10 protein-coding genes are annotated in these 13,743 nt (G+C 40.9%); 6 read left to right on the top strand and 4 right to left on the bottom strand.

The features are described from left to right. Positions 1–160 precede the first annotated feature (160 nt). Positions 161–544, top strand: a complete 384-nt coding sequence (locus D5018_RS15565) for a hypothetical protein (RefSeq protein ID WP_133309312.1) — start codon at positions 161–163, stop codon at positions 542–544. Then, entirely contained in the window at positions 537–1,736 is a 1,200-nt protein-coding gene (locus tag D5018_RS15560) for a hypothetical protein (RefSeq protein ID WP_121839923.1), read from the top strand. Before D5018_RS15565 ends, D5018_RS15560 begins: the two co-directional genes overlap by 8 nt. A 61-nt stretch (positions 1,737–1,797) precedes the next feature. On the opposite strand, the gene D5018_RS15555 is transcribed toward D5018_RS15560, so the two are convergent. After that, positions 1,798–5,157: a hypothetical protein gene (locus tag D5018_RS15555; protein ID WP_121839922.1), complete on the bottom strand. Its 3,360-nt coding sequence runs from the start codon at positions 5,155–5,157 to the stop codon at positions 1,798–1,800. A gap of 543 nt (positions 5,158–5,700) precedes the next feature. Here D5018_RS15555 and D5018_RS15545 point away from each other — a divergent pair. Further along, a complete protein-coding gene (locus D5018_RS15545; RefSeq protein ID WP_121839920.1) occupies positions 5,701–6,465 on the top strand; it encodes a hypothetical protein in 765 nt (254 codons plus the stop codon). A 314-nt stretch (positions 6,466–6,779) separates the two neighbouring features. Here the strand turns inward: D5018_RS15545 and D5018_RS15540 are convergent, their stop codons facing one another. From D5018_RS15540 to purH, 3 genes are all read right to left on the bottom strand, one after another. Continuing rightward, positions 6,780–7,016 carry a hypothetical protein gene (locus D5018_RS15540; protein ID WP_121839919.1) on the bottom strand — a complete coding sequence of 79 codons (237 nt, stop codon included), beginning with the start codon at positions 7,014–7,016 and terminating at the stop codon, positions 6,780–6,782. 395 nt (positions 7,017–7,411) lie between these two features. Next, positions 7,412–8,704: a phosphoribosylamine--glycine ligase gene (gene purD, locus D5018_RS15535; RefSeq protein WP_121839918.1), complete on the bottom strand. Its 1,293-nt coding sequence runs from the start codon at positions 8,702–8,704 to the stop codon at positions 7,412–7,414. A gap of 207 nt (positions 8,705–8,911) precedes the next feature. Continuing rightward, entirely contained in the window at positions 8,912–10,501 is a 1,590-nt protein-coding gene (gene purH / locus D5018_RS15530; RefSeq protein WP_121839917.1) for a bifunctional phosphoribosylaminoimidazolecarboxamide formyltransferase/IMP cyclohydrolase, read from the bottom strand. 316 nt (positions 10,502–10,817) lie between these two features. Between purH and D5018_RS15525 the strand changes: the two genes are divergently transcribed. From D5018_RS15525 to D5018_RS15515, 3 genes are all read left to right on the top strand, one after another. Next, entirely contained in the window at positions 10,818–11,735 is a 918-nt protein-coding gene (locus tag D5018_RS15525; protein ID WP_121839916.1) for a death domain-containing protein, read from the top strand. A gap of 146 nt (positions 11,736–11,881) precedes the next feature. Further along, positions 11,882–12,346 (top strand): Zn(2+)-responsive transcriptional regulator, encoded by a 465-nt coding sequence (gene zntR / locus D5018_RS15520; RefSeq protein WP_121839915.1) that lies wholly within the window; start codon positions 11,882–11,884, stop codon positions 12,344–12,346. Further along, complete coding sequence (locus tag D5018_RS15515; protein WP_121839914.1) at positions 12,340–13,533, top strand: SO_0444 family Cu/Zn efflux transporter; 1,194 nt, start codon at positions 12,340–12,342, stop codon at positions 13,531–13,533. Before zntR ends, D5018_RS15515 begins: the two co-directional genes overlap by 7 nt. The last annotated feature ends 210 nt before the right edge of the window (positions 13,534–13,743 follow it).

Here is a 13,743-nt window from a genome sequence, read left to right as displayed (position 1 = left end):
ACAGATAAACTGTGCGATTCAAATAACTTTAAGGGATTAAATGCAATGAAAAAAATGACTTGCTACTTTGCTACTTTGCTACTTTGCTACTTTAACGAAAGCACATAGTCATGAAGCTGTCCAAGCTTTTATGGGGAGCTTTTGTCTAGGTAATGTGTTTGTGAAGACATTGGAAGAAGCCAAACGTGACCCTATTTTTGGCTCATATATAAGATTAAGTAGTAATCGCTGCGAAAAGATAATTAGAGATGATTTTGGTGGTGGCTCTGGGGGAGGTTCGAGAGGCAGAGGCAATGAACAGTGTAGAATTGATTCTATACTAGAACACCAAGACTGCAGAAGAAGTGCAAGAAATTATTTTGCGCTTAGAGAGTTTCTTATTATAGGTGCAGCTGTTTATGTATCAGTACAGACAGCGGGTACTGGGACTGGTGCAGCAGCCACCACTGCTACAGTCCTATCGCTTGCATCAACAAAAGTATATTCGGACAAATTAGATAGTTGTGATGCTGATAGAGCAATAAGGGATATTCGCTGTGGATAAATCAAAAGTTTCATTTTATCGATTTGAGCCTTTAAATATACTGGTTACCGTAGTGATTCCAGTTTGTTTAACATATTCAGCAGCTCAGATATGGTACGTTGTGAACGATACTGTTGATATATTAAAGTATTTTATTATATTTGGCTTAGGATTGTTTACGGATTTTGGCTATCAATATAGTAAGCATCGTCAATCTATTCAGTTGGTTAAAGAGAAAAAACAATCAACATTTTCTAAAAAAATGGGGTTAAGCTTATTATTATGGTTGCCGCTCTCTGCCTATCTATGGACTGGTTATATAATTGTGTCAACAGACAGTACCAGAGTTGGTGAGCCTACTAAATCAGAACTTGAGATACAGAAGCTGGAGAAAAACCTCCAAAATAATCATCGAAAAAAAGTTATTTCACCGAAACAAAATGAGGCAGATAAGACAGACAATCAAAGTGCAAAGCACTTACTGGAAGCTAAGCACCAAACTTTCGTTAACGATTTAAGCTCAGATTTACATATCTACGATCAATTTCGAAACCATACGATGATGGTATTTCAAGCCCTTGACCCTAGAGCAAAGCTTTCTACTGAGGAACTGGCAAAAACTGATGCTTTAACAAAAGAGCTAACGCCACTAATGAAGGAGAAAAACTGGGCTGCGATGATTGAATTGAACGATAAATATGCTGATTCAATGCCGGAGTTGGTTGAAGGCCTGATGCAGGCTGCAGGGATGTTAGGCGCACCATTAGATGTCTATTTACAGCTTGCAAATCGAGGTGGAAAAATGGCGGCACCAGGATTACTGGCAATGGTGAATCGAGGTGAGTTAGACATGGTATCAGCCCTAGAAAGCCATGGTTCATCGATACAAGATACTCCTTTTCCTAATACCAATATGTTGCATTTCGCACTGCTAGCACCCATTGAACCGCAAACGTTCGAGTATGTGATTGAACGAGTAGATGTGCTGAACGAGCCTAGTATTATGGGGGGCGATACCATAGGTATGGCGATTGTTAATGCTCCTGCTAACCCTGCTTATGTGTCGTCTTATATTCAAGCGATGATTCGAAAAGGAGGTACGATTAAGCCTGAACATAAGCCATTAATGGCAGGACTGAAGCGGGATGAACCTTCGCTTTATGAAGAAATTACGGCGTTATTACCTGAGTTACAGGTGGCTGATAACGGTTAAGCAATAATAGGTATCTTTACTTTAAAACCCAGCTCTAGTCGCTGGGTTTTTTTATCTCTATTTATACAGTGAGTTGATGCGGTGATGGCACTACTAATGTGTTGGTTTGCTTCTCAAGCTCAGCTTTTAGTCGTTCAGCCTCAGCTTTAAGCTCTGCATTTTGTTTCTTTAGTGATTCGACTAATTGTTCTCTTTCTAGAGAGTTCTGCGTTAGCTGCTGTTGTAACGTTAGTGACAGTGCCTGCAAACTCATAAGGGATGGCTCTTCAGTATCTGGGTTTGCCAATAACTGCTCTATATTGGGCCTGTGTTGCAAAATATTAGCTTCTTGCTGGTATTTTGCTTGCTCAGTTAAGAATTCTCGCTCTGCTGATTGTTTATACATCTGCACAATGTCGTCTTGTTCAGCCGAGAATGGCTTTAACTCTCTTTGCTTTTGGAATAGATGATTTAAAGCTAGGATCAGTTTGCCATTGTCGAAAGCAATTTGATAAGGCGTTTGTTTCTGATGGTTCTTGGTCGTTTGTAAAAATGCGGTATCTACATGACTCAGTAAATATATCACTACCTCTAAGTTTGGGTTTTTCATGCCGTAATGTACAGGAGTATTGCCAAGCAGTTTGTCGGGTCTATAAAGTTCTTCATTGTCTCCACATTCCGTTTCGTCACTACTGATACTGCTAGTTTCACCACTTCTTAAACTTAGCGTATCATCACTCACTAAACTTTTGATTTCGTATGCTTCGGTTGGACGGAAGTGTTGTATTAGCACTTTCAAAATAGCCAGTGAGTTCCTTGATGCTGCACGATGAAGAATACTTCTTTGTGCAATACCCACATGTGGTTGAAGACCGCATAGAAATATAGCTTCTAATGATTCTGCATCTCCGCTATCACAAATAATTTCAAGTAAATTATGTTGGCCAATTTTTGTTTCCAAAAAATGTTCTTGGTTATCGTCTTTTTTTACGCTGGATTGTCGCTCAGATAACAATCGATTCAGTGCTGATCGAAATAATGGTGTTCCCCATTTTTTTTGGATAATGTCATGTAAATCTATTAATTCAATATTGCACGATTCATTGAGTAATAATTGGTGTAAATCATCCCATCGTTCAGATAGTCTCAATAGCGTTTTAACATTATTACCCTCTAGAATATCGTCATTGGCATTCACTTGGTGCGAGAACAAAACGCATAATATATCTGGGCTGGATTGGCACTGCCAAGCTAGTTGAAGTACATTACGATCGTTACGTAAGCACATTAGCGATACTTTATTTGATTTATCGGCATCCATTGCTTCTAGCTTTTGCGAAAGCTGCTCACTTGAACACTGTAACATTAATAGCGCATGGATTAAGTTGAGTTCGCACGAGTCATGTTTCAAAATTCCGCTGATCAGTGAATCAGTAATTCCTTGTTGCTGCGCAAGTTCCAATAATGTGTCGTTAGACGATGTTGGTTTGCAAACATCAACATCGTGAGTTAAGAGTTCAACCATTAGCTGAATATTTTGTTGGATGATAGCGTGTTGAAATACAGTGCAATTGTTAATCGGTTGATTAATGACTCTTCTGCAAGCAGGCAGCATTTTTTGAAGCAATGGAAGTGGCCATGACTGTTTAATAGCAAAATCAATATCTGTTAACTCAACGCTGAGTAAACCTTGTTCAAATAATGTTTTTAATAGCTCATACTCTTTCGTGTGATAAATAGCTTCTTTTAGTGACACCTCCTCAGTAACGTGCAAATCAAGATCTACCCTCAATTTTAATAATGCGACTATGGTTGCAGTATTTGCTTCTCTGGATGTCCAGAGACGCTGTAAAAGAGTTTGTTGATGTACGGGCTGATCAAGTTGATCCTGCGAGAGTTTATCTTTGTCTTCAACTGTTAATTGGTTTTTAAGTAATCTCAGTAGTTTTTCGCACGCAAGTGCTGATTGAGGAAGTTCGGCAAGGCAGTGGAGTAGTAACGGCGTAGGGGATTTATCAGTATCAACGGCATTCACGAATGAATCAACAGAGTTTGTTTGCTCTAATACTTGATACAGAGTTTTTCCTTGGGGAGTGTAGTTAAAGGGCGAAAAGCCGAAAGATACTAATGCCACTATGACATCACCACGACCCTTTTGTGCCAATGTAATTTCCATTGCTGTTTTTTTGCCATCAAAACGCTCATCAGGGCTAATCGTCGATCTAGGTTGTGCTTGTTTGGCTCGTTTGAGGTAGGTGTCAATTGTTTTCGCGCCAATTTGGAAATATAACAATGCATTTAGCAGTTCGGGGAAATATAGAATTTTGGTAGCTTGAAAAAATGCTAATAATTGATCGTTAAGTGCATATCGTTGTCTAAGAACTTCTGGAGGTTGAGGGTAGAGTTTTGTTTTAAATAGTTTTCCCAGATCTGCTCCAAGCAAAATACAATGCACAAAGGCAGGCATACATCCCTTCAATAGTGCTTGCTCGATTAAGGTATGACCATCGATTTTACGGTCAATATCTACCATTTTTTTTGCATTCGTAGTTTGTTGCTGCAATTTTGATGCGAGTGAGTTGAAAACCGGAATCTGTTTTTTTAGGGGCTCTTGTGTAAAATTGCTAGTAAGTAGAGTATGAATATCCTCAACGGTAACGGGAACATCAGGCACCAGTAACAAAGCAATATAGTCATCAACCTTATATTGGGTTGCCAATAGCTGTTTTATATTCATACCTTGATGAACCTTTACATTGATGTCCGCACCATGTTTTACCAACCATTCGATAATGTCTATGGATTTGGCACCCTTTTCCCATGCAATTTGTAGAAAATGTTTATTCCTAAATTTTTTATGAAGTTTGTTCGTCGGTATCAGTTTCGATTTTGTTTCTAATAAAAGCTCTACACCTGAGCGGGTTTCTAGCATACTTGCGATGGTTTCTACAGATAGAGTGCTGCTAAAGAACATGCCTGTCTCAGAGTTTTGAGATGAAGGTGAGTTAGGGGAACTGTCAGATAAGGCAGAGCTTTGAGATGTAGGTGTATGGAGGGAACTGTCAGATAAGGTAGCGCTTGAGTTGGAGGTTAGGCTTTCGCTGCGACTATATTTCTTCTCGTTAGTTGAGGTTTTTGCTGAGAAAGGTCGAGAGCCAGAATGAGAGTGAGGCCTTTCTATAGGTGGCTCTTCTAGCGGATTTAACAGATTATATCCTAGAGAATGCCTTCGCATACTCAATTTTCTTGAAATTTTTCGTGGCTGAGATTTTGCGCGTTCATGGAAACTTTTTGAATAGTTTAGAGAGGCTTTTGATGAAGACGGCGAAAGTGACCAATTTTTGTCATCAGGAGTCTTTAGTGTTAAAGCGTTAACTGGTAAATGTGGCTCATAATCTTGATAAGGAGGCCTCGAATTTGCAGGACTTGGAGCCTGTGACATAACCAATTCTCTAATTATCAGATTACATGGAAATTCAGCATATCATGATGATCTTTCGTATGTTTGAATGTTTTTTGTCACTTACAAGGCCAAATAAGGAATTCAAGTTATCAGTAATAAAGCCTGAATGTTTTTTGCTTTTAATTTCAAGTGGTTATTTTTATTTGTGGCGTTGGTGAGTAAAGTTAAAATGAAATTAAATTTGTTTAACCTTATGATTTATGGGTTTTTTAATCATTTTATTGATAAAAACACTGAACCTAACAGAATCATAATTCAGGTCAGCTGTATTTTCATTTTTTACGATACAAAATGCCCTAAATGTCATTAAGCAAAAATGCCTCACCTCCCAGCTCGAGCTTCTCCTGACTCTCTAGTTTCCAATGGATGAACAATAATTCACTGGTGCAAAAGATGGAAAGTGATATTTTTCTTTTAAATCCAGAGGTTGCTTGCTCTGGTAATCACAACTAGGGCGTGCCCTAGTCGACTTTACCAACAAAGACATTTGCTTTTAAATGAAATGACGTAAGGAGAAACAAGATGAAATATGCAAAGCAGTACCTGAATGCAAGAGGTCTTCTGTTCATTTTAAGTAGCCTTGTCGTTACCCCGTTTACCTACGCTCAACCCAACCCCGTAGATACGTTTGTTTGTCCAGCGGGTGGTGAGCCATTGGCTATTTATTCAAATTTTGATGGTAAAGCAGTGGCGACTACTGACGAAGTAAAGCCCGCCTATGTGATGCCTGGATTTACAGCCAGTAACTTAAGTATTCAATCACCCCAACAATCGCCCAACTCATCAACACAAGATTTAGTGGTTAAGGCACGAAACCCAGCTGATACTTTTATTGAGTTTCAATTACAAAGACAGGACGGTGCTAAGTTTTGGGTGACCAGTATTCAATTCCCCACTGTGAGAGTAGGCTCTCTTTGGGAAGCCAATGAGCATAAATATATGAGCTTAGGTTATGCGGTGTTGGATGATGGCAGTGTGTATCCAAGTTATGAAGCTCCTGTGAGAAACTATAACTTTGATGCAGATTATCGATTGAATATCTTTCAAAATACTCAGCAAATTACTGGAAAATTCAACGGGTGGACTGAAGCATCAAGTTGGGATGGTGCATTAAATCCAAAATTCACCGATATTCCTTTTAGATTTGACATTGAAGCGGCGAAAGACGGCTCGAATAACTTCGAAGGGTATGGGGCATGGATATGTGGCGAGTTACAACCTCAATCTCAACCTTCTTTAATGGCATCGAAGAAGCCTGTTAGCGTTAAAATGGATAGTATCAAGTAGATATGAGAAAGCACTCACATATACTTGTATATGACTATTGCTCGAAAGTAATAGAACGATAGGCGATATCAGTGCTCAAAAGCATCGAATACAGCGTTTGCAAATTTTGGACGTAACCCGAAGGGCTGCGTTCTTTTTTTGTTTAAACTACGTTGAAAATGTTTATGTAGAAACGAAGTAACGACAGTTGTGTATGTCGGTAATTACTACATCTCACATTTTTCGCTTTGTTTTACTTAAAAATTAACAGCAGCAAATGTAATAACGACAGCTTTGTATGTCGGTCAATCAAAAATCTAATTGAGAGCCCCTCTCTAGGAATGATTATAATATTGACTGGTAGGGAAAGGCATTCTGGTCTCTTTGTGTACTAAATATTGTAAATGTTCAAACTTGACATAATATCCCTCACCACTTAAAAAAGCTTTAGGATGTTTAACAATGCTACCATCCTCTAATTTTTCCATATGAAGTGGAAGACCAGTTATAGAGTTGATATATTGATTACCTTGTTGGGCATCAATAAAAACAGGTTGAATAGAAACAGACATAGAAGACATAGACCATAAAATGTTAAGATAGATTTAGGTTATATCTATGTTGCAAGATGTTCAAATAGTGTGAACAATGATTAATCAGTTGTTTATTTTGTTAGCATTAATTCTGTATAACGAAATCAATAACATTTTGATTTTCAAACTAAACCTTTAATTTAATCTACAGTGGGGCTAATTATGTGTAGTTCAAGGTAGATTAGTTCGTAATAGCTGGTTTATTTTGGGCTGTTCTAACACAGAAATTCGCTTAAGCTTAAGTAGTTGTACCGTAGAAGTTGGCTTATTCAGAACTGAGATTAGTTACCTAATGTGTGAGCAAAAGACTCTGGCTTTGACTAAGCAAAGATTCTAGAGGGCGTGTTACCACCCTCCCCAGAATCATTATCGGTTTATTGCTCGCGAGCAATAGCGCGATAGGCGATATCGGTTCTAAAGAACACATCATCCCAATGGACGGTATCGACTAAGGCGTAAGCGCTTTTTTGAGCTTCAGTCACACTGTTTCCCAGTGCTGTGGCACACAATACACGACCACCGTTAGTGACGATGCGCTCGTCTTTTGCTGAAGTTCCAGCATGAAAGACTTTCTGCTCATTGTTGCCAAGCGTTAGGCCGTCAATGATGTCTCCTTTACGGTATGACTCAGGATAACCTCCAGCGGCGAGCACCACACCTACAGCTGCTCGGCTATCGTACTCTGCAGTTACTTTGTCTAATTCACCACGGCACGCTGCTAAGCAAAGCTCAACTAAATCTGATTGTAGACGCATCATGATTGGTTGCGTTTCAGGGTCGCCAAAACGGCAATTGTACTCAAGTACCTTGGCGGTTCCATCGTCGCTGATCATCAAGCCTGCATACAAAAAACCTGTGTAAGGGTGACCTTCTTGTGCCATGCCTTCAACGGTGGGCTCAATCACATGTTTCATAGTCCAATCGTGGATAGCTTTTGTGACGACTGGCGCAGGAGAATAGGCACCCATGCCACCTGTGTTAGGGCCATTATCACCATTGTCACGCGCTTTGTGATCTTGGCTGGTGGCCATTGGTAGGATGTTCTTGCCATCAACCATGACGATAAAGCTGGCTTCTTCACCTTTTAAGAATTCTTCGATAACCACGCGAGAACCCGCTTCTCCAAATTTGTTGCCTTCGAGCATATCTTCAATGGCAGCGTCGGCTTCAGTTTGGTTTTGAGCGATGATCACCCCTTTACCGGCAGCTAGACCATCGGCCTTTATCACCACTGGATAACCTGTTTTTTTGGCTAGTTGAGCGGAAAATGCTTTTGCTGGCTCAATGTCAGTAAAGTTTTGGTAATCCGCGGTTGGGATATTGTGGCGAGCTAAGAAATCTTTAGTAAAAGCTTTAGAGCCTTCAAGTTGGGCGGCACCTTCGGTTGGGCCGAAAATCGCAAGATCTTCTGCACGGAAAGCATCAACGACACCAATAACAAGTGGCGCTTCTGGGCCAACAATGGTCAATGCAATGTCGTTATCTTTCGCAAAAGCGACTAGTGCTGAAATATCTTCAACACCAATCGCCATGTTTTCTAATTTGGGCTCTAGTGCTGTGCCAGCATTACCCGGTGCCACAAATACTTTATCAACCTGCGGACTTTGCGCCGCTTTCCATGCTAAGGCGTGTTCACGACCACCGCCACCAATAACTAAAATTTTCATGGTAAATACCTTTTAATCCCTAAAATGAGAAATTCTTCACCTAATAGTTCGGAGTAATAGCGTGAACGACAACAGATACGTACGTCCATGTACTGACGATCGTTAAATCCTGTAACGGACGGTTGTCTTATCCCACTATTGCTCCTCTTTGTCATCATCAACCGTTTCAGCTCTTTTCAATAAGAATAAATGAAGCGGTCATAATAATTAATGACGGAAATGGCGCATTCCGGTAAATACCATAGCCATGCCGTGTTCGTCTGCGGCTTCGATCACTTCATTGTCACGCATTGAACCGCCCGGTTGGATCACACAAGTAATGCCTGCGGCCGCCGCTGCATCAATGCCATCACGGAATGGGAAGAAAGCATCCGATGCCATTACCGAACCCGGTACAGTCAAACCTTCATCTTCAGCCTTAATACCTGCGATCTTTGCGCTGTAAACGCGGCTCATTTGGCCTGCGCCCATACCGACTGTCATGCCATCTTTGGCATACACGATAGCATTAGATTTGACGAATTTAGCGACTTTCCAGCAGAAGAGCAGATCTTTTAATTCTTCTGCTGTTGGTTGACGCTTAGAAACGACTTTTAAATCGCCTAAATCTACCATGCCTTGGTCGCGATCTTGAACAAGCATACCGCCATTCACACGCTTGTAATCCAATGAAGTAGTTTTGTTGTCCCACTGGCCACATTCTAATAAGCGAACATTTGCTTTAGCGGAAACGACTGTTTTTGCCGCTTCAGATACGCTTGGGGCGATAATCACTTCTACAAATTGACGTTCAACAATGGCTTTTGCTGTGGCTTCGTCTAATTCGCGGTTGAAAGCGATGATGCCTCCAAACGCTGATGTAGGGTCGGTTTTAAACGCGCGATCATAAGCTTCAAGTAAGTTTTCACCCAATGACACGCCACAAGGGTTTGCGTGCTTTACAATCACACACGCAGGCTCGACAAATTCTTTTACGCACTCTAATGCTGCATCTGTATCAGCGATATTGTTGTAAGACAGCGCTTTACCTTGAAGTTGCGTTGCAGTGGCTACTGAGGCTTCATCAATATTGGTATCAACATAAAATGCCGCTTGCTGGTGGCTGTTCTCACCGTAGCGAAGATCTTGTTTTTTGACTAACTGAGTGTTGAACGTGCGTGGGAATTGGCTGTCTTCTGCAGCATGTTCAGTATGATGTGCTGGAACTTTAGCGCCGAAATAGTTGGCAATCATACCGTCATATTGAGCCGTATGCTCAAACGCAGCAATGGCTAAATCAAAGCGAGTTTCATATGTAGTTGAACCATGGTTATCAGCCAGCTCTGCTAACACTCGAGAATAATCGCTAGCGTTAACAATAATGGTGACATCTTTGTGGTTTTTTGCTGCAGCGCGCACCATAGTTGGGCCACCGATGTCGATGTTTTCAATCGCATCGTTAAGCGTACAATCTGGGTTAGCCACGGTTTGAGCAAATGGATAGAGGTTAACTGCAACTAAATCGATAGCATCAATATTGTTGTCTGCCATAATGGCTTCGTCAGTGCCACGACGAGCTAAAATACCGCCATGAATTTTAGGGTGCAGTGTTTTTACACGACCATCCATGATCTCTGGGTGACCTGTGTGATCAGAGACTTCAATAACAGGGATTTGGTTGTCGGCTAATAACTTAGCTGTGCCACCCGTTGATAAGATCTCTACACCTAGAGCATGTAGAGCTTGGGCAAATTCAATGATACCGGTTTTATCAGAAACGCTAAGCAGCGCGCGACGAATAGGTCTGGCGTTATTCATGTGGGTACTTTTATCCAGTTTATAGTGATCTTGGCCAGAGAAGCTTGATTAATATTGTTATCTTCTCTGAACTTGGGCGCGCATATTCTACCTGAAAAACTAATCAATCTGCTGATTTTGTGTGCATATTCCCTACAGTTGAGTAAAAAAAGTGAGTTTTTAAATTTGACATAGTTGGCGTGAACATCATAAAAGATAAAAAAATGAAGGTGTCAATTATAATTAACCGATTGTTTTTATTAACAATGATTAATTTGAAAATATATGGGGCAAAGTTAACTATAACCATCATATTTTACAACTATGGATAATTCATATGGCCACTTTTAATCCCGATAGTTATACAGCTCATGCAGGGCGATACTCACCTCCACCGGCGTATTCAGCAACGGAACCACATGCCACCGCCCAGCCTCGTCTTAGTGTGAACGCATTAGATAAACATCTTGATAGTGTGACAGATTGGCATAAGTTGGGGCTGAAGTTAGATATATCAATGTCTCAGTTGAGTAATATCAGTGTGACCCACCACTATAGAGGAGTGGGATATTGTCGACAGCAAATGCTGAATTTATGGGTGACCAAATCAACAGCTAGGGTGGATATTTTGCTTTCAGCACTAAAGGAGATGGGTGAAATTTCCTTGGCGGTGAATTTAAAGAGACATTACGATAGCAACTCTAAGTTTTTAGAATCTGAGACCGCAATTGGCAACAGAATATGGGATAACGTGAGGCAAATTGAGCGAAAGAATATGCCGAGTTTTCATCAATATATGGGTGGGACGCAACCCTCTCGCGCTCAAACAACTGAATATCAAGTCAGAGCGGCACAGCCGATATCTTACGTTAAACCTCAGGCTCAAGTGCAGAATACCTATCAGATGAACACCGAGCTTCACAATGTACTTTTGAAAGATTGTTTAAAAGCCATGGAGGATATTGGTCCTTATTGGGAAACGATTGCAGTACACGTAGGGTTGAATCGTTCTGAAATTGATGTCATCAAGATGGAAAACAAATTTTATATTTCATCAAAAGTGATTGCATTAATCACTAAGATTCAAAAGAGGTACATACATACAACAGTTGGTGATCTTTATACCGCTGTAAAAGTAAGTTGTGGTCCTGATCAAGCAAATGCCATGCTATCTCGACTAGGCGTAGCAACTGTAAGGGAAGAAGCCGAGGAAGGGAGAGGACAAACTGGCAACTCTAGCTGCGTTATTTCCTAAGTTACGCTTACAACGGAATAAGCTGACTTAGCATCTCATTCTAACCCATATTTTTCTCCCATCACGCGATAAAAATAAATTCTTGACCTTGGAGCTTGCTCCAAGGTTTATACTTACTATACCGAATTATCACCAACAGAAATGTTATGTATCGAATTGGCGAACTTGCTGGTGCCTATGATATCAACACCGATACCCTTAGGTATTACGAAAAGCATGGCTTATTGTCGCCCTCGGAGCGAACTGAGTCAGGCTATCGAATTTACAGTGAACAAGATGCTCAACTCCTAAAATTCATTCTGCGTGCTAAAAACGTGGGATTTACTCTGAATGAAATTCAGGAGTTGGTGTCAATTGAACTTAATAAGTCGCAATGGGCGTGCGCAGACGTCAAAGGTCGAGTGGATAAAAAACTCGACAACATTACGGCTAAAATTTTGGAACTTCAAAAGTTTCAAAAAGGGTTGCAAGAATTGTCTGACTCATGCTGTGGCGGTGATGAAAGTGCGGAGTACTGCTCTATTTTAGAAGCATTGGATGATATCCATCACGATGATTCTATTCCTCGTTTTGATAAACCTATATCAGCTAAGGGAGATAAGTCATGTTGATCAGTAATTTTGTAGAGCTGTTTTTAGAGTCAGCACCTTGGCTGTTACTGGGTTTAGTCATGGCAGGTTTATTAAAAATGTTCGTACCCCTCGAGTGGATGCAAAAGCAGCTGGGGGGGCACGATTTCAAAACGGTGATCAAAGCGGCTTTGTTTGGTGCACCTTTGCCTTTATGCTCTTGCGGGGTCATTCCCGCCGCAGTAGGTCTGAGACGCTCCGGAGCTTCTAAAGCGGCAACCACGACGTTTTTAGTATCGACGCCCGAAACAGGAGTTGATTCGGTTAGTGTTTCTTATGTGCTGCTTGGTCCTTTTATGGCCATAGTGCGCCCGATTGCAGCAGTAATGAGTGCAATTACCGCAGGTTTGTTAGTGGGTGCGGATGATAAAAGTGATGAATCAGTGGCTGAGAAGACCGAGCCAAAGTCTGAATCCAGTTCATGTTGTAGTTCAAAATCTAAAGAACCTGAATCAACTTCTTGCTGCAGCTCTGACGCTAAAGTAGAACCAGAGTCATCGTCGTGTTGTAGTTCAGCTACTGAGGAAAAGTCGCATTCTCATAGTCATGTCAATGATGATGATTGTTGCAGTTCAGAGCCAAGTGCAACCTCAGCAAGCTTTTGGGGTAAGATCAAAGAAGGGCTTCGCTACGCGGCAACTGACTTAGTTCGGGATACCACAATGTGGCTGCTCGTCGGTATTTTCTTTGCGGCATTAGTTAAAACCTATGTACCGGAAGACTTTTTATCTCAATATGGTAGCGGCATTTTAGCTATGTTGGTGATGATCGGTATTTCTGTTCCTATGTATATTTGTGCAACGGCTTCAACACCAATTGCAGCGGGTTTGCTATTGGCTGGAGTCTCACCAGGCGCGGTATTAGTCTTCATGCTGGCGGGGCCTGCTACTAACATTGCCACATTAGGTGTCGTAACAAGAGAGCTAGGTAAGCGTGCGCTGTTTGGTTATTTAGGTGGCGTGATTGGCGTGGCGATTATTGCTGGTTATATAACAAATTTCGTCGTGGCGAAGTATGGCATTGTAGTTGCTCCACAAATTGGTGAGCATCATAGCCTATTGCCAGATTGGATTGTGATCAGTTCAGGTATAGTACTGGCGGTGTTAATGGCAAAAGTCATCATTGAAAAGTTACCCAAGAGATGGTGGCATAAAGACTGTTGCTCGTAACGTTTAACTGTATTTATAACTCAAGTTTCGGAGTTCAAATCCAACAATAAAAATCGCTTATCATGTTGATATTTAAAGAAAATGTAAGGGTTTGCGTGTTATAATCTTGTTGCTTAGACAAAAACTAAAACACACAAACCCTTAGATAAATATTGACATGAAATCACTTCCGCTTCCATCACTTACTTCTAATTTTTTACTTCGATCTGG

The sequence above is a fragment of the Parashewanella curva genome (assembly GCF_003675895.1).
Classification (GTDB): Bacteria; Pseudomonadota; Gammaproteobacteria; order Enterobacterales; family Shewanellaceae; genus Parashewanella; species Parashewanella curva.
The sequence above is the reverse complement of the archived record's forward strand: the minus strand, read 5'-3'. Positions and strand labels throughout refer to the sequence as shown.